The sequence below is a fragment of the Mesosutterella porci genome (assembly GCF_022134585.1).
Taxonomy (GTDB): domain Bacteria; phylum Pseudomonadota; class Gammaproteobacteria; order Burkholderiales; family Burkholderiaceae_F; genus Mesosutterella; species Mesosutterella porci.
On sequence record NZ_JAKNCT010000002.1, the window covers coordinates 145,770 to 162,939 of the forward strand.

At 61.0% G+C, this 17,170-nt stretch carries 14 protein-coding genes, 1 tRNA gene and 1 pseudogene; 13 read left to right on the forward strand and 3 right to left on the reverse strand.

What is annotated here, in order from left to right; translation table 11 throughout:
- Positions 1 to 73: 73 nt before the first annotated feature.
- The 7 genes and pseudogenes from MAF45_RS02300 to MAF45_RS02330 all read left to right on the forward strand — a co-directional run.
- The gene (locus MAF45_RS02300; protein ID WP_237977943.1) at positions 74 to 1,459 is read left to right on the forward strand and encodes a phosphomannomutase/phosphoglucomutase; all 1,386 of its coding nucleotides are present in this window, start codon (positions 74 to 76) and stop codon (positions 1,457 to 1,459) included.
- 23 nt (positions 1,460 to 1,482) lie between these two features.
- Positions 1,483 to 2,922, forward strand: coding sequence for a phosphoglucose isomerase-related protein (locus MAF45_RS02305; protein ID WP_237977944.1), 1,440 nt, complete (start codon positions 1,483 to 1,485; stop codon positions 2,920 to 2,922).
- Positions 2,919 to 3,875: a lipopolysaccharide heptosyltransferase I gene (waaC, locus tag MAF45_RS02310; RefSeq protein ID WP_237977945.1), complete on the forward strand. Its 957-nt coding sequence runs from the start codon at positions 2,919 to 2,921 to the stop codon at positions 3,873 to 3,875. The genes MAF45_RS02305 and waaC overlap by 4 nt, the downstream gene beginning before the upstream one ends.
- Complete coding sequence (locus MAF45_RS02315) at positions 3,872 to 5,191, forward strand: 3-deoxy-D-manno-octulosonic acid transferase (RefSeq protein WP_237977946.1); 1,320 nt, start codon at positions 3,872 to 3,874, stop codon at positions 5,189 to 5,191. Before waaC ends, MAF45_RS02315 begins: the two co-directional genes overlap by 4 nt.
- On the forward strand, positions 5,152 to 5,976 hold the full coding sequence (thiD, locus tag MAF45_RS02320; protein WP_237977947.1) for a bifunctional hydroxymethylpyrimidine kinase/phosphomethylpyrimidine kinase: 825 nt from the start codon (positions 5,152 to 5,154) through the stop codon (positions 5,974 to 5,976). The genes MAF45_RS02315 and thiD overlap by 40 nt, the downstream gene beginning before the upstream one ends.
- A 58-nt stretch (positions 5,977 to 6,034) precedes the next feature.
- Positions 6,035 to 6,111, forward strand: a tRNA-Met gene (locus MAF45_RS02325).
- Positions 6,112 to 6,206: 95 nt separating this feature from the next.
- A pseudogene (locus tag MAF45_RS02330) lies at positions 6,207 to 6,665 on the forward strand (transposase); the annotation flags it as partial.
- A gap of 580 nt (positions 6,666 to 7,245) precedes the next feature.
- Here the strand turns inward: MAF45_RS02330 and MAF45_RS02335 are convergent.
- Together MAF45_RS02335 and MAF45_RS02340 are read right to left on the reverse strand one after the other, a co-directional pair.
- On the reverse strand, positions 7,246 to 9,660 hold the full coding sequence (locus MAF45_RS02335) for an excinuclease ABC subunit UvrA (protein WP_237977949.1): 2,415 nt from the start codon (positions 9,658 to 9,660) through the stop codon (positions 7,246 to 7,248).
- A gap of 6 nt (positions 9,661 to 9,666) precedes the next feature.
- Positions 9,667 to 11,034, reverse strand: a complete 1,368-nt coding sequence (locus MAF45_RS02340) for a chloride channel protein (protein WP_237977950.1) — start codon at positions 11,032 to 11,034, stop codon at positions 9,667 to 9,669.
- 191 nt (positions 11,035 to 11,225) lie between these two features.
- Between MAF45_RS02340 and MAF45_RS02345 the strand changes: the two genes are divergently transcribed.
- The gene (locus MAF45_RS02345) at positions 11,226 to 11,714 is read left to right on the forward strand and encodes a single-stranded DNA-binding protein (protein ID WP_237977951.1); all 489 of its coding nucleotides are present in this window, start codon (positions 11,226 to 11,228) and stop codon (positions 11,712 to 11,714) included.
- Between the two features lie 102 nt (positions 11,715 to 11,816).
- On the opposite strand, the gene MAF45_RS02350 is transcribed toward MAF45_RS02345, so the two are convergent.
- Complete coding sequence (locus MAF45_RS02350) at positions 11,817 to 12,740, reverse strand: universal stress protein (protein ID WP_237977952.1); 924 nt, start codon at positions 12,738 to 12,740, stop codon at positions 11,817 to 11,819.
- A 192-nt stretch (positions 12,741 to 12,932) separates the two neighbouring features.
- Here MAF45_RS02350 and MAF45_RS02355 point away from each other — a divergent pair, with 192 nt between their 5' ends.
- The 5 genes from MAF45_RS02355 to ettA all read left to right on the forward strand — a co-directional run bounded on the left by MAF45_RS02355 (position 12,933) and on the right by ettA (position 17,139).
- Positions 12,933 to 13,721, forward strand: coding sequence for a tRNA threonylcarbamoyladenosine dehydratase (locus MAF45_RS02355; RefSeq protein ID WP_237977953.1), 789 nt, complete (start codon positions 12,933 to 12,935; stop codon positions 13,719 to 13,721).
- A gap of 17 nt (positions 13,722 to 13,738) precedes the next feature.
- Positions 13,739 to 14,173 (forward strand): universal stress protein, encoded by a 435-nt coding sequence (locus tag MAF45_RS02360; RefSeq protein WP_237977954.1) that lies wholly within the window; start codon positions 13,739 to 13,741, stop codon positions 14,171 to 14,173.
- A gap of 145 nt (positions 14,174 to 14,318) precedes the next feature.
- Entirely contained in the window at positions 14,319 to 14,720 is a 402-nt protein-coding gene (locus MAF45_RS02365; protein WP_237977955.1) for a hypothetical protein, read from the forward strand.
- Between the two features lie 55 nt (positions 14,721 to 14,775).
- Positions 14,776 to 15,402 (forward strand): protein kinase family protein, encoded by a 627-nt coding sequence (locus MAF45_RS02370; RefSeq protein WP_237977956.1) that lies wholly within the window; start codon positions 14,776 to 14,778, stop codon positions 15,400 to 15,402.
- A gap of 72 nt (positions 15,403 to 15,474) precedes the next feature.
- A complete protein-coding gene (gene ettA / locus MAF45_RS02375; protein WP_237977957.1) occupies positions 15,475 to 17,139 on the forward strand; it encodes an energy-dependent translational throttle protein EttA in 1,665 nt (554 codons plus the stop codon).
- The last annotated feature ends 31 nt before the right edge of the window (positions 17,140 to 17,170 follow it).

The window sequence follows — 17,170 nt, forward strand, 5'->3', positions numbered from 1 at the left end:
GGGGACGCTGTGGGCGCCGGCCTCAGGCGTTAAACTTAGCCACTCTGGAGAATGGTCTTATAGCGTTTGAATCATGAAGAAACTGGATCCGAGCCTTTTCAAGGCGTATGACATCCGCGGCGTTGCGGGCGATAACCTCACGACAGAGGTCGTGGAGCAGGTGGGCCTCGTGCTGGGGACCCTGGCTTTTGAGCAGGGCGTGCCCGCCCTTTGCGTGGGGCGCGACGGCAGACTTTCGAGCCCGGAGCTTGCCGAAGCTCTGATCCGCGGCATCGCGGGCGCGGGCACCGATGTGTACGACATCGGCATGGAGCCCACTCCTGTGCTGTATTTCGCCACTCACTATTTCAAGACGGGCTCAGGAGTCGCGGTGACCGGCAGCCACAATCCCAGCCGCGACAACGGCCTCAAGATGATGATGGGCGGCAGAACGCTTTTCGGGGCGATGATCCAGGACATCCGCCGGAGGGTTGAGCAGGAGGACTGGCGCCGCGGATGCGGGAAGGGCCGTGTGGAGCGAAAGGACGCGGAGACCCCGTACTTCGAAAAGATTGTGGGAGACATCTCGCTCTGCCGCCCCATGAAAGTCATGCTGGATACAGGCAACGGCGTGACCGGGCCGCTTGCGATGAGGCTCTACAGGAAGATCGGCTGCAGCGTCACGGGGCTTTTCACCGAAATTGACGGACACTTTCCGCATCACCACCCCGATCCGTCCAAGCCTGCCAATCTTCAGGATCTGATCGCAGAGCTGCGGAATTCGGACGCGGAAGTGGGGCTTGCCTTTGACGGGGACGGCGACCGCCTCGGAGTCGTGACCAAGGACGGGGAGATCATATACCCCGACCGTCAGATGATGCTTTTTTCCGAAGATATCCTGAAAAAGCATCCCGGCAGTCAGATCATCTACGACGTGAAGTGCACCCGCAGGCTCGTCGACTGGATCCGGGAGCATGGCGGCAGGCCGGTTATCAGCCGGACGGGGCACTCCTTCGTCAAGGCTCGGCTGCATGAAACGAACGCTCCTCTTGCGGGGGAGATGAGCGGGCACCTGTTCTTCAACGATGGGAGATGGCCGGGCTTCGACGACGGACTTTATGCGGGCGCGAGGCTGCTCGAGATCCTGTCGCGCAGCAGCAATCCTTCCGCTGTGCTGCACGCCCTGCCGACGGCGCAGAACACCCCGGAGCTTCAGATCCCGATGGCCGAAGGAGAGAATAAGAAATTCGTCCAGAGGATCCAGGAGGAGCTCCATTTTCCTGACGCCGTTGATGAGATTCGGATTGACGGCCTGCGGGTGGAGTGGAAGGACGGATTTGCGCTCGCCCGCGCCTCCAATACGACTCCGGTGGTTGTCGTGAGACTCGAGGGCGACACTGTCCAGGCCCTTGACCGGATCAAGAAGGTCTTCGGGGAAGCCCTCAGGCGCATTTCGCCGGACATCAAGCTTCCTTTCTAAACCTCGAACGGGTGGACACTGCCATGACGGCTGTATCAATGACCATTCTGCCTTTCCTTCGCGACAGCGAGGGAGTGGTCGCTTTTGAGGCCTGCGGACTGAGGCTCGACATCGGGCGTCAGAGGCTCACCCAGGAGGATCTCCAGAGGCTGATCGCCTTTGCCAAGGACCGCCGGCTGATGGAGTCGCACCTCGCCATGATGCAGGGCAAAGAGGTGAATACGACTGAGCACCGGGCGGCGCTGCACACGTCGCTGCGTTCGCCGGATCCGTCCGCGCCTCACTTCGCCGAAGTGCAGAAGGCCCGTGAAAAAATGTACGCTTTCGCGCGGGGGATCCGCAGCGGACAGATAACCGGTTGCAGGGGCGAGACTTTCACGGACATCATCAACGTGGGCATCGGAGGCTCTGAAGTGGGGCCCAAGGCGCTCTACCATGCGTTCCGTGCAGTGAATCCCCCCATTCGGGTTCATTTTCTGCCCGGCGCCGATGGCATTACGTTTGACCGCATTGTCGGTCCCCTCGATCCCTTCAGGACGCTCATCATTGTTTCAAGCAAGAGCTTCCACACGCGTGAAACCCTCGTCAATGCGGCCGAACTCGACAAATGGCTCGCAGGAGCCGGGATTGCTGGGGCAGACCGCGTCCGCCATGTCGTCATCGCCTCGGCCAACGAGCAGGCGTCCTCGATTCTCGGTCTGCCTGAGGAGAACCTTTTCCCCATGTGGGACTGGGTGGGCGGCCGGTTTTCCGTCTGGGGCTCCGTCGGGCTCGCGGACGTCATAGCCCTGGGTCCCGAAGTTTTCAACGAATTTCTGGCTGGAGCCTACGAGATGGACTGCCATGTGGCGCGCACGCCGCTTGAGCGGAACCTCTCGGCGCTCATATGCCTCATTTCATACTGGAACGCCACCCGGCTCGGCATCATGCTGCAGTGCGTTCTGCCTTACGACGAGCGGCTCCGGGTGTTCGTGGCCTGGGAGCAGCAGCTGGAGATGGAAAGCCTCGGCAAGACCCGAGCGGCCGACGGCACGCCCATTGTCGGCTATACCGGGCAGGGCGTCTGGGGCGGCCACGGCGACGAGTCCCAGCATTCCTTCTACCAGTGGCTGCGCGAGGGCACCGGCCGTACAAGCGTGGACATGATCTGGTGTGAAAAGCCGGGCCACAAGCACTTGGAGCAGCACCGCGTCCTCACGGCCAATGCCCGCGCCCAGGCCGAGGCTCTGGTAACGCGCGATCCTCTGAGTCCATACTTCAACGGGGTGACGACGATCGCAATCGACGAGCTTTCTCCCCGGAGACTTGGGGCCCTGATGGCGATGTATGAACATAAGACGACCATGCTGGGCACACTTTTCGGTATCAATCCCTTTGATCAGCCCGGAGTCGAGTATGGAAAGAAACTTTCACTGGAGGCTGAGGGGATCCTCAGCCGCCGTCCTTCCAGGCTCGCCAAATGAAGCTGCTTGTCATTAAATCCTCATCAATGGGCGACGTGGTCCATGCGCTGCCGGTTGCCCAGGATATTGCCGAGCATTTTCCCGGAGCCCGGATTGACTGGGTGGTCGAGGAAAGCTTTCGGGACATTCCGGTGCTCTCGCCCCGGGTGAACAGCATTGTGGTGACCGCTTTCAGGCGCTGGCAGAAGCATCTGCTGGAAGGCAGGACTTGGGCGGAAATCGCGGCGGTCCGACGGCAGGTGCGAGAAGGCGCCTATGACCTTGTCATCGACCTGCAGGGACTCATCCGCACGGGGATTGTCGCGCACTGGGCCGGTGCTCCGGCGGCGGGGTTCTCCTTTCAGACGGTGAGAGAGAAGCCCGCGGCGCTGGCCTACAGTCCTCAGCTTCGTTTTTCCATCCCGGAAACCGTCGGAGCAGTCAACCGGTACCGCGCACTGGCGGGAGCCGCTCTCGGCTACAAGCCGGAAGGCAGACCAAGGTTCGGGCTGAGGACCGCGAGCGAATCTACGTTCCAAATTGAAGCTCCGTATGCCGCTCTTGCAGTCAACACAAGCCAGAGCAGAAAGCTCTGGCCTGAGCAGCACTGGTTGCAGGTGGGTTCCTATCTGTCCGGACGGGGGCTGAAGTGCGTCCTGTTCTGGGGCAGCGAGGAAGAGCGCCTGCGTGTGCAGCGCCTTTCGGCCGGAATACCCGGCAGTCTTGTGGCCCCGCGCCTGGCCCTCGCGGACTTGGCCGCTGTCCTGCGGGGCGCGGCCATCGTGGTCGGCGTGGATACGGGGCTGTCGCATCTGGGCGCGGCGCTCGGGCGTCCGACGATTGGCATTTTCGTCCAGACTTCGCTCGAGAAGGTTCCGATTGTCGGCGACGGGCTGTACGTCAATGCGGGCGGCCCGGGGCAGATGCCTCTGCCCGATGAAATCATTCGGTATTGTGAGGAGTTTCTTCGGTGAATATCGGGTTGAACGGCTACAGGGTTCTCACACGGCTTGCGGTGCCCGCCGCGATGGGCTATCTCCTGTACAGAAGCCGCAGACAGCCGGCCTACCGAAACTATTGGGGAGAAAGGTTCGGTTTGTCTCAGTATCCGACTCCCAGAGGCTGCCCCAGGGTCTGGATTCATGCCGTGAGCGTGGGTGAGACCAATGCCGCGCGGCCCCTTGTCGCCTCCATTTTGAAACAGTGGCCTGAGTGCGACATCCTCCTCACGCATATGACTCCTACAGGGCGTGAAGCCGGCCGCAGGATTGTGAACACTGCTCCCGACCGCATCTGCCAGTGCTATCTGCCTTATGACACGCCCGAGGCGATGTCGGCCTTTTTCCGTGAGACGGAGCCTTCGCTCGGCATAGTGATGGAAACCGAGATTTGGCCCAACATGCTCGCGGAGGCGCAGCGCTGGGGAGTGCCGATGGCTCTCGTCAATGCCCGGGAATCCATGAAGAGTCTCAGGCAGGCTCTGCGCGTGCCGCGGCTGATGGGCGAGGCGGTCCGGCGATTTTCCGTCATTCTCGCCCAGTCCGAGCAAGACGCGGCTAATCTGCAGCGCTTGGGGGCCGAGCGGATCGCAGTGGGGGGAAGCCTGAAGTTCGATATCCGGCCTGATCCCGCGCAGGTGGAGAAGGCGAAGGGCTGGAAGGCCGCTATAAGAAGGCCTGGCGTGATGCTTGCGAGCACCAGAGAGGGGGAGGAGGCCGCTTTCCTGGAGGCCTATCCCCGTTACAGGGAGGACTTCAGAAATCGCCGGGCGCTTCTGATTCTCGTACCGCGGCACCCCCAGAGGTTTTCGGCGGTGAAAAAACTCCTTGAGCTCTCGGGAATCCGCGTTCAGGCGCGCAGCGCACTGCGTTCACCGGAGGATCTCGGAGCGGACACCGAAGTCCTGCTGGGAGATTCGATGGGGGAGATGTCTTTTTACTGCGGGCTCGCTGACGAGGCGATCATGGGCGGCAGCTTCCTTGACTTCGGCTGCCAGAACCTGATTGAGCCCTGCGCCCAGTCCGTGCCGGTCATTCTGGGGCCCAGCGTGTTCAATTTTTCCGAGGCTGCCTCGAACGCTCTGGCGATGCATGCGGCCCGCCAGGTGAAAAACTGCGGTGAGGCGTTTGCAGAGGCTCTTTCCTGGCTTGACCAGCCGCAGCTTCTGGAAGACCTTTCTGCCAACTCGCTCAAATTCGCCTCGAGATATGTCGGCGCAACCCGGATCACTATGGGTTATCTGGACAAATTATGGAAAAAAGAGCCTCTCGGAGAATTCCAAACGTACTGAGCCTCGCGGGTGTTGATCCTTCAGGCGGCGCGGGGCTGCTTGCGGATATCAAAACGATCAGCGCCCTCGGGGCCTATGCCTGCGGCGTGGTGACAGCACTGACCGCTCAGAACACGCGCGAGGTGAGCGGCATTCAGGATGTTTCGCCGGACTTCATCCGGCTACAGATGGAGACGCTTTTCAGCGACGTTGCCATCGATGCTGTCAAGATCGGAATGCTGAGCCGTACTGAGACGATCCTTGCGGTGGCACAGGAGCTGCAAAAATTCTCGCCGCACCATATCGTTCTCGATCCTGTCATGGTGGCAAAAAGCGGGGCATGCCTCCTAAGCAAGTCGGCTGTCCAAGCCCTCAGAACGGAAATGCTTCCTTTGTGCAGCGTGGTGACCCCGAATCTGCCTGAAGCGATGGTGCTGCTCGGGGAGCAGGGGGCCCCGGAAGCGAAAGATATGCCCGAGATGGCAGGGCGGCTTTGGGAGCTTTGCGGGAGGAAAGCTCTTGTTTATCTCAAGGGCGGACATCTGGACGGATCACAGGTCATCGATGTTGTTTTCGACGGCGTGGAAATGAGGCGTTTCGAGGGCGGGCGCATCTGCACGAAAAACACGCACGGAACAGGCTGCGCGCTGTCTTCCGCCCTGGCGGCGCTTCTCCCGCAGTCGGACAGCCCGTGGGCGGCAGCCAGGAAGGCGCACGATTACCTGCGCGAGGCGATCGCCCATTCCGGGAACATTAACGTTGGTGAAGGATACGGACCGGTCGATCATTTTTGGAGTTTCCGCTGAGATGAAAAGTACGGCGCTTGACTTTTTATAATTTTCGGCGCAGAATAATATTCTCTTTGGCGGGTTAGCTCAGCTGGTTAGAGCAGAGGAATCATAATCCTTGTGTCCGGGGTTCGAGTCCCTGACTCGCCACCAAATACCCATAAAAAGCGGTAAGCGAATCAAAAGCTTACCGCTTTTTTTATGACTTTTCTAGGTTCTTCAAGGAATAGCGGGAAGAACTACCTCAAATCGAATATCGCTCTCGTTCGCAAGCAGCCTGCAGCGAGCCATTGAAAAGCGCGGAATGGGTGCTTGCGCGGCGGCCGGACGATCTGCAGGTCGACAGACAGGAGCAGTTGAACCGTCTGAAGGCCGACAACGAGCTGCTGGCTTCCCTCTACCCGATTGCCGATTTAATCCGAAGAATATGGTGCTGCCGTTCGGAGGTTCTGGCTCGTGGGGAATTACAAAAAACAAAAAACCTGCAGGAGGCTGCAGCTGAGAAACATGATTTCAGTCCAGCACGGAGATTTGCCAAAATGCTCGGCCGCCGCGCAGAAGGCATTGTCAATGCCGGGAAGTTCAAACGGGGTACCGGCCCCCTTGAAGGAGCGAACAATGCGATCAAAGTGCTCAAGCGAATGGCATACGGCTTCAGAGACTTTGAGTATTTTGTACTGAAAGTCAAGTCAATTTTCCCCGGAAGGAACCTGTCTCCATGGAGAAGCCTTCCAGACTATGCCGCTGTGTTGAAATCAGGGCTGTGGGTACCAGCCTTTCCCGGTATACCGTGAAGAACCTGTTCAAGGTGATGCCCTTTTATGTCAAAAACGTGCTTGTCGAAGCCATAAGGGGCAGCCGTAGCCGATTGCTGTAGCAGTCGAACCAGTTCAGGGGAAAGAAGAAAGCCGAAGGTCTCGGGCAGGAACGGGGCCGAATTCGCTCCCAGATGAATCTCCTGAATGGATCGGAATGGTTTTGGGTCCGAAGAGTGGGTTACCTGAAGGTCGGCAAACAGATGCGGGACATGCCGGAAAATGGAAAAAGATGAAACATCCCCACGCACGTGGGGAATAGTGTAGGGAGCTGAGCAACTTAATTTTTGTAGGTATGTGTGTCAGAGAAGATTTTGCAAATCGTGAGAAATCCTCTGATTAATCGCATAACTGAGAACAATAGTGTTCACTAGAGGTGATGCTTAAAGAGCAATTGTGGTTTTTGAAATTAAACCTTCACAGTTGGCGCGAAAAGTTGCCAAAATGTTTGCATATCAGAGGTTGATTGTTCTCACAGGAATTTTCCAGTGAGGCTTTGCGGCAAGGATTTGATGTAGGCCGGTGTCCCTTCTCCAACCAACCAGCCCCCCTCCGGCCCCCGCCCGCCGAGATCAATCACCCAGTCGCATGAGGCGATGATCTGTGGTTCGTGTTCAGTCAGCACGACGGTGTTGCCCGCATCGCAGAGCTTTTGGAATATGGTTGAAAGCACCGCGATGTCCGACATATGAAGACCCATCGTGGGTTCGTCAAAAATGTAGAGGGTCCGCCCAACGTCCGGTCGTGCCAGTTCCGCGGCGATTTTGATTCTCTGGCACTCGCCGCCGGAAAGTGTGTAGGAAGGCTGGCCCAGATGAATATAGCTCAGCCCGACATCAGCAAGAGCCCGGAGTTTTCTCATGATGGCGGGTCTGGCCTTGAAGTGCTCCATGGCCTGCTCAACGGTGAGGTCTAGCACTTCGGCAATGTTCAAGCCCTTGTAGCGTACTTCAAGCGTCTCACTGTTGTAGCGGGTTCCGTGGCAGGTGTCGCAGGGAACGAACACATCGGGCAGCAGCTGCATTTTGATTTGTCGTATGCCCTCGCCCTGGCAGGTCTCGCACCGCCCGCCCGGAATGTTGAAACTGAACCGACCGGCCGCGTATCCTCGCTCCTTCGCCAGGGGCATTTCAGCGAACACTTCGCGGATGAGCTGGAAAAGGCCAAGGTACGATGCAGGGATCGAACGAGGTGTGCGCCCTATTGGAGACTGGTCGACCATGAGGGCCCGGCTGAAATTTTCAAGTCCCTCGATGCCGGCGCAGGCGACCGAGTCTGTGCCTTCGGCGTGGTTGAGCACCCGGGAAGCGGCCTTGTATAGAACGCTGTTGACCAGAGAAGATTTCCCGGAGCCGGACAGCCCGGTGACAGCTGTGACGCAGCCCTCGGGGATCTGCACGCTGATGCCCTTCAGGTTATTTGCCCGGGCTTCGCGGATGGTGATCCAGGTCTTGCCCGGGGCGCGGGGCTTGTCCGGAAGCGGGATTTTTTTTCTGCCTGACAGAAAGGCTCCGGTAAGGGACGAAGGTGAGGCCATGACCTCCCTGAGTGTCCCGGCCGCGCAGATCCTTCCACCGTGCTCTCCGGCCCCGGGGCCCATATCCACCAGATAATCTGCCGCCTTCATGGTTTCTTCCCTGTGTTCCACCACGATGACGGTGTTGCCCTGGTCCCGCAGGCTGAGCAACGTGTTAATCAGCCGGTTGTTTTCAGCGGGATGAAGGCCCGCGGAGGGTTCGTCCAGAACATAAGTGACGCCGGAGAGCCGAGTGCTCAGTTGCGCGGCCAGGCGTATGCGCTGAGCTTCGCCCCGTGAAAGCGTGTCCAACGTTCTTGAGAGCGAAAGGTAGCCGAGGCCCGCTTGAATGAGGAATCCTGCCCTGGCCTTTATTTCCTGAAGCACGGGATCGGCGATGGCGGCCCGCGCATCTTCGAACTTCAGGGTTTCAAAGAAAGCTCCGAAGTCTGACAGGGTGCGGGACAGTAGAGCGGGGTAGTTCGGGCCTTTCGGGGAGCCAAGAAAAACGTGCAGCGCAGCCTCTCGATCCCCTGGGGCCGCTTCTGCCGGAGCCGCTTGAGGGCTCAGCGAAGAAAAGAGGGAAGGCTCGAGCCTGGAGAAGGAGAAGTCGCATTCCGGGCAGCTGTAATTTGTGGAAAAGCGCAGCTCTTCGCCCGTTCTGTAGTGCATGACTCCGACCTTGCCGCCCGAGAGGCTGGCGGCGAGCTCCAGGCTCTCGCTCAGCCTTGCCCGGGAGCCCGGGCGGAGTTTGAGGCGGTCGACGACAATGTCCAAGCGGCCGGGAGGCGATGCGGTAAAGCTTTCAGAGTTGATTTCGTGAAGGAGCGTGATGGTGCTGTCGACGCGGAATCGCTGGAAGCCAAGGGAAGCCATGCGGCGGAAGAACTCGGGAAAATCGAAGCCGGTGCCGAAGGCGACCGGTGAGAGCACAAGCACTGGCGTTTCCTGAGGCCATTCGAGAATTCTGGAGGCCATGGAGGAAATCGGAGTGGCCTTAAGTTCGATGCCGTGGATCGGGCAGCACGGGGTGCCGGCCCTGGCAAAAAGCAGTCTCAGGAGTTCCGCGATTCCCGTGGAGGTTGCGACGCTTGACAAGGGGGAGCCACCCTTGGTGAGTTGCCGCACCGCAATTGTGGGCGAGAGCCCATCGATGGAGTCGACGTCGGGGCGCGGCAGCAGCGTGAAAAACTGCCTGGCGAATCCCGTGACCCCTTCCAAAAAGCGCCTCTGCCCTTCGGCGTAGATAGTGTCAAAGGCCAGTGAGCTCTTTCCGGAGCCTGAGGGACCCGTGATGACGATTAGCCGGCCCTGAGGCAGGTCGTGGGAGATGTTCTTGAGGTTGTGGGTTCTGGCGCCGAAAATCTGCATGGACGTTCAAGCCTCCCGGGCTCTAGCCTGCTGCTCGAGGATCCGGTTGCGCAGGCATTCATAAACAGGCCGCGTGCCGGTCGCGTCTGCGATCCAGCCGGAGATGAGCGACGCGGCCACAATGACGGGGAAGCTCGACCAAGCTCCGGTCATCTCCAGCAGCAGCGCCGCCGCGCAAAGCGGCGTCCTTACGACGGCGGAAAAAAATCCCGCGATGCAGGCCGCCATGGCGGTGCCGTACTGGGGTTCTGAAATGAGTCCGAAAAACAGCAGCGCTTTGGCGCAGGCAGAGCCCGCGACGGCTCCCGCCATGAGAATAGGCATCAGGATGCCGCCTGAAGCTCCGGAGGCGAAGCTCAGGCAGGAAAAAGCCGATTTTACGAGAAAGAGAACGGCAAGCGAGGCAAGCGTGAGGCTGGTCATTTCAAGTCCAACCTGCGACGGCCCGAAGCCGACGAGGACCGTGGGGTAGGCGTAGAGAAGGGCGCCGGAGAAGAAAAAGGGCAGGGCGAGGCGCTTCCAGCCGGTTAACTGAGTGCAGCGGTCCTCCCACAGGGTGCAGCCGATCAGCGCCCGGCTGTAGGCGGCTCCTAGCGCCCCCATGAGGCAGGAGGACGGCAGGATTATCCAGGTCTGCCCCAGAGAGAGGATTTCAAGCCTCGAGAAAGGCATGACCAGGGGCAGGTTCAGAATGCCGCTCACAGAAGCCCAGGCCGTCAGGGCGGCGATGAAGAGGAACAGGAACATGCGCCGGTCGAGCACGATGCGCATGTCTTCGATCGCGAAAAGTACGCCCGCGATCGGGGAGGAGAAGGCGGAGGTCATGCCGGCCACGGCCCCGCCGCTGAGATAGCGGTGCATGTCCTGGGCGTGCCGGCCGTGGAAGAAGCTGCCCACGCCGACGCCTATGGCTGCTCCCATCTGAATGCAGGGTCCTTCCCTGCCCACTGACAAGCCGGCTGTGAGCGAAGTAAGCGTGGCGAGAAATTTGGCCGCGAGCACGCGGTACCAGATCATGGGAGGGTACTTGCCCGCCTGGGCGAGCTCCACTTGGGGGATGCCGCTGCCCCCGATCATGGGTTCGATCCTGAGCAGCAGTCCCGACAGAAGGCAAAGCGCCGCGAGACACGCCGCGATGATGGCCAGCCCCCTCCATCCCATATCGAGCCATTGCGTCGCCCTTTGGACGGAGGTGGCGTTGAGGGTTGAGTACGCGAGCCGGAAGATGCCTATGGTGAGGCCCGAAAAAAGTCCTATTGCGACGGCCTGAAGGACAAGCCCGATCGCCCCGACTGCGCCAAGCAGCTGGGATTCGCGGAACTGGTGCCGCAGGTCTTCGGTGAGCGGCGTGCGCTCGGGTAGGATGGGTTTCATGGAAAAAAGTTGACGGCGGCCTCAGAGCAGGGATGATAAGGCAGCCGCATCCGGGGCGAAAGGGCGGCGGTTTAAAATTCGATTTTTAAACTGCGGGATTTTCCCCACAACGCTCATATAATTCCCTGCATGGTCCTCCCGAGCAAACAGGACGGCCTGCTTCATTTTTATCACGTGTACGAGAGAAAACTATGGCATCAGTAAACAAAGTCATTCTGCTAGGCCGCCTTGGCCGGGATCCCGAGACGCGCTATGCGTCGGAAGGCGGCACCCCCATATGCCATCTGGCCGTTGCGACCTCTCGGCGCTACAAGGACCGCGACGGAAACCGCAGGGAGGAGACCGAGTGGCACAACGTCGTCCTGTTCGGCCGTTCCGCTGAAATCGCGCAGCAGTACCTTCAGAAGGGTAGCGAAGTCTATATAGAAGGCCGCCTGCGCACCCGCAGCTACGAAAAGGACGGTGTTAAAAGATATTCAACAGAGATTATTGGAGAGTCCATGCAGCTTGGCGCCCGCGCCAACGCCGGCTCGGCGCCCTCTCAGAGCGATGCGCCCGCGGGATTCGAGTCCGCACAGCGCCAGAATTTGAATCCGCCGCACGCGGCCCCCGCTGCTGCGCCGAAGCCTGCGGCTCCGGTCAGTGACGTGGACAGCCTGGACGAGGACATCCCCTTCTAAGGAAAGACGCTCCTCCGCGGCGAACACACCCCCGCCGGATCAGGGCGGGGGAATTTTTTTGCCTGCGCCCGCCGCCGGGCGCGGGCGGCAGGCATCAGGGTCTCAGGCCGCGTCGGGGGGCGTGGAATCCCCGGCCCGGATGATGAGCAGCGGAACGTTGCCTTCGGCAGCGATATGGGTGGCGGTGGAGCCCATGACGGCCGACTTGAACCGGGTGTAGCCGTGGGAGCCCATCACCAGGATGTCCAGCTTGCTCTTCTTGGCGTAAGCCGCAATCTCATCGCTCGGGTTGCCGACCAGGCAGACCTCCTTGGGCGTGATGCCTGCATTGGCAAACAGCGGGCGCAGCGGCGAAACAGTTTCGGCGAATTCTTTTTTCTGCAGCTCTAGGATCTCGTCCTCGGAGAGCGCGGGCAGGGCCATGCCGGCCATGTCGGGCATGACGGCGCCCGCATAGTCGTTCACCACGTTGATCAGGAAAAAGCTCGCATCTTTGCCGAACAGCGCACGGTCCTTGAGGACGTGGTCGACTGCGGCCTGGCCGTATTTGGAGCCGTCGACGGCGATGCCGACTCTCAGGGCATCGGTGGTCGGAGACTCTTTGCCGCGCAGCAGCAACACGGGGCACTTGGTGCGGGCGAGCACGCCTGTGGTGACCGAGCCGAGGAAGAGCCCCTTGAGAGGCGTGAGACCGCGCGAACCCATTACGATGAGGTCGGCGCCGAGCTTTTCAGCTTCGGCTGCGATCTTTTCGTCCGGCGCTCCAACGGCGAAATTTTCCGCCACTTCGATGCCGTTGCGTTTAAGGGATTTCTTCGCGACTTCAAAAACCTTGTCAGCCTCTTCCTTGTAGTACTTGTCTAGCGCCTCGCGGCCCACCAGGCGGCTTGCCCGGGCCGGCAGAGGCACCTGCACGTTCAGGAGCTCGATTTTGGGATTGGTCCCAAGAAGCGTTGTGCGTGAAGCGACAAAGTCGATGGCGTTTTTGCTGTACTCGCTGCCATCAATCGGGAGCAGGATCTTCATATGTGGCCTCTTTAATCTGTCTGCGGGATCCGCAAACTGAGTCCGGTAAAGAACAGAACCCGGCCTTAAATCCCTTGCAGCGCCGGGTTCAGGCTTAATATCACTTTACCGCAACTAAAAGCAGTTGCGCTACATTTCTTCCGGCTGCTTTCCGTCCCGGAACAGCATGCCGGCAGCCACAGGAACGAACCCATGGGAACAACAACAGACAAGAGGCGGTTCGGCGGCATCGAAAGGGTGTACGGCCCCGCTGCCGCTCATTATTTTCAGCAGGCGCACGTCATCGTAGTCGGCATGGGCGGCGTCGGATCCTGGGCGACCGAGGCGCTGGCGAGGGCCGGCGTCGGCCGCCTTACCCTGGTCGACGGCGACGTCAGCGAGGAGAGCAACACGAACCGCCAGTGCCACGCCCTCGACGGGGCCTACGGACGCCCCAAAGCAGAGCTGATGGCCGAGCGCGTCCGGCTGATCAACCCGGACTGCCGGGTGCAGGGGCTCTGCACAGTGCTTGAAGCGGATCGCATCGACGAGCAGCTGCCCCTGGCCGACGTGCTGATTGATGCCATCGACTCCCTACGCGCCAAGGCCGCCCTGATTGCCTGGGGCCACGGCAGGGGACTTTTCACGGTGACGAGCGGGGGAGGGGCGGGTCGGGTTGATCCTGGGAAAATCCAGGCAGCCGATGTGGCAGACGTCAGGTCCGACCCCCTCGTCGCGGCGCTGAGGCGCGAGCTGCGGTCGCGGTACGGCTTTCCCCGGGGAAGCGCGAAGGGCCGCTCCGAGCGCTTTCACGTCACGGCGGTTTTCTCCACGGAGCCCCTGCGCAAGCTCCCGCCGGAGGAGGCGGCGAAGCTTCCCCAGGGCGCGGGCCTGGGCACCGTCATGACGGTGACGGCCAGCTTCGGGCTGAGGCTCGCCTCTCTGGTGCTTGGTGAACTGGCGGCTCGGGCTCGCGCCGGGGCACCCCGAAACCAGGCCTGAGAAGGAGGAAAGACGACATGTTTAAAAAAATTCTTGCAACAACGGACGGCTCGGAGCTTGCCCAGAAGGGCATCGACCAGGCTATGAAGCTTGCGAAGCAGCTTGGGGCGCAGCTTTTGGTGGTCTCGGCCGAGGAGCCCTATTCGTATGCGAACGTAACGGCCTACAGGCCCGAGAGCTTCGAGTCCTACAACGACCGCGTGAAGGCGGAAACCGCAGAAAGGCTCGAGGAGGCCAGGCGGCTTGCGGAGCGCAACGGTATGACCGCGGAGTTCCTGCCGGTCAAGGGCAATACGCCTGCCGAGGCTATTCTGGAGGCGTGCCGCAGCCGCGGCTGCGACCTCATCGTCATGGCGACCCACGGGCGAAGCGGGCTGTCGGCCGTGCTCTTGGGCAGCGTGACGGCCAAGGTCATCAAGGAGTCTCCGGTGCCCGTCCTCGTCGTCCGTTGAAAGTCCCGCCGGCCGACACGGCGGGTGTGCGGGCGCTTCGCCGCGCGCCGAGCTCCTCGGCTGAATGTGGGATAATATAAACTTTGCGCTACAGGGCCTTTCCTTTAGCTGGGGGCTTCTTTTAACAGAAAGGATGAAAGAGAACATGGCGGATTTGAGCGGACTCAAGGCAGAGATGGATGCCGGCAACCTTTTCGAGGAAAAAATCATTTCTGACCGCAAGGTTGGAACGATTCGCGTGCTGACGCCCGTCAAGGCCGACGGCACGGCCGACGCCTCGAGGACTCCGGTTTTCATGGGTGAGGTTCAGATCATGACCCACATGGGGGCGCTGCCGATCAGCTTCGAGATCAAGGCCGGCACGCTCGCCGAGGCCGTGGCGTCCTACGGGGAGGCCGCCAAGCAGGGCGTCGAGGACACGCTCAAGAGGCTTGAGGATCTCCGCGAGCAGGCCGCGCACCGCATCGTGACTCCCGGTACGGAGGGCTTCCAGGTTCCTCCTCAGGGCGGCAGCGGCATCTCCGGCAGCGGCCTGGTTGGCCTCTGATCGCCGAATGTTTTCGCAGCAGCCTTCTGGCGGCCGCGCCTTTACAAGGGCGGAGATGGAAGCCGGGCCCCTGAAGCTGCTCCGGGAGGGGCATGCGGCCAACGCGCGCGTGTCCCTTTTTTCCTGCCGGGGCAGGGACTGGACGGTGAAGGATTTTTCAAGCCGTTCTTTTCCTGTCCGTGTGTTCCTCGCCCCGTTTCTTTTCTGGCGCGAGCTGAGGGCGATACGGATCCTGAAGGGCGTCGACGGCGTGCCCTCCGAAGGCTTCAGGATCGACCGCAACGCCATCGCCGTCTCCTTCGTGCCGGGCGAGTCGCTCTCCCGGGTGCTCGGGCGCGAACCCGAGCGGATGACCGTGTCATTCCTGAAGGCCATGGAAGACCTGATGGAGAGGGTGCACCGAGCAGGACTCGTTCACCTCGACGCCCGCGGAACCGGCAACTGGGTTGTCCGGCCCGACGGAACGCCGGGACTCATTGATTTCCAGGCGGCCGTGAGCACCCGGTGGCTGCCCCGCGGGCTGCGCCGCATTCTCGAGGACATCGATATGAGCGGCGTGCTGAAAAAGTGGCAGGAATGTCACCCCGAGGCCATGGGGGCGGAGCGGCGGGCGCGGCTTCACCGCGGCAACCGCCTGCGCAGCCTCTGGCGCATCAAGGGCTACCTTGGGCTTCGCAAGTAGGACCGCGGCAACGGGCGCCTGCCGCCCGCTTCAAGGCAGGACCTTCTTTTTACAGTTAGTGAGAGACACCGTATGCCTCAGTATGTTTTTTCCCTGAATCGCGTGGGGAAGATCGTTCCTCCCAAAAAACAGATTCTGAAGGATATTTCCCTGTCCTTTTTCCCGGGGGCGAAGATCGGCGTGCTCGGCCTGAACGGAGCGGGCAAGTCCACGCTCCTCAAGATCATGGCCGGAGTCGACAAGGACTTCGAGGGCGAAGCCATTCCCCAGAAGGGGCTCAAGATCGGCTATCTGCCCCAGGAGCCGGAGCTCAATCCCGAGGAGACGGTGCGCGAGGCGGTCGAGGCCGGCATGGGCGAGGTGATGCAGGCGAGAAAGAGGCTCGAGGAGGTATACGCCGAATACGCGGATCCGGACGCGGATTTTGACAAACTGGCCGCCGAGCAGGCGCAGCTCGAAGCCGTCATCGCCGCGGCGGGAACCAACGCCGAGACTCAGATGGAAATCGCCGCCGACGCGCTGAGGCTGCCGCCCTGGGACGCCCGCATCGGCAATCTCTCGGGAGGCGAGCGCCGCCGGGTGGCGCTCTGCCGGCTGCTGCTCTCTCAGCCCGAGATGCTGCTGCTTGATGAGCCCACCAACCACCTCGACGCGGAGAGCGTGGAGTGGCTGGAGCAGTACCTGCACCGCTTCCCCGGAACGGTTGTGGCCGTCACCCACGACCGATATTTCCTTGACAATGCGGCCGAATGGATTCTCGAGCTCGACCGCGGCGAAGGCATTCCCTGGAAGGGCAACTACTCCTCCTGGCTCGACCAGAAGGAGAAGCGGCTGGAAGTCGAGAGGCGGCAGAACGAGGCGCGTAGCAAGGCAATCGCCCGCGAGCTCGAATGGGTGCGTCAGAACCCCAAGGGTCGGCAGGCGAAAAGCAAGGCCCGTCTCGCCCGGTTTGAGGAGCTGTCCTCCTACGAGTATCAGGAGCGCAACGAAACCAACGAGATTTTTATTCCTGTGGCGGACCGGCTGGGCAAGTCCGTGATCGAGTTCGATCACGTGAGCAAGGGCTTCGGCGACAGGCTGCTGATCGATGACCTGTCGTTTGTCGTTCCCCCGGGGGCTATCGTCGGCGTGATCGGTCCGAACGGCGCGGGCAAGTCCACGCTCTTTCGGATGATAACCGGCAAGCAGCAGCCCGATTCGGGCCAGATCCGCATCGGGCCGACCGTGCAAATCGCGGCCGTGGACCAGCTGCGCACGGCGCTGCCCAACGACAAGACCGTCTTCGAAGCCGTAAGCGGCGGACTCGACGTGATCCAGGTGGGCAAGTTCGAGATGCCCTCGCGCGCTTATCTCGGCCGCTTCAATTTCAAGGGCCAGGACCAGCAGAAGCGGGTGGGGGACCTCTCGGGCGGAGAGCGCGGCAGACTGCATCTGGCCAAGACCCTGCTTGCGGGCGGCAACGTGCTGCTGCTCGACGAGCCGTCGAACGACCTCGATGTGGAGACTCTGCGGGCGCTGGAAGACGCGCTGCTCGAGTTCCCGGGCTGTGCGATGGTGACCTCCCATGACCGGTGGTTCCTCGACAGGATCGCCACCCACATTCTCGCCTTCGAGGGTGATTCCAAAGTGGTCTTTTTCTCGGGCAACTTCCACGAGTACGAAGCCGACAAGGTCCGCCGCCTGGGCGAGGAGGCGGCGCGGCCGCACCGCATCCGCTTCAAGCCGCTCAAGCACTGAGAAAGAGGGGGCTCTTCCTTTCTTTGGACCG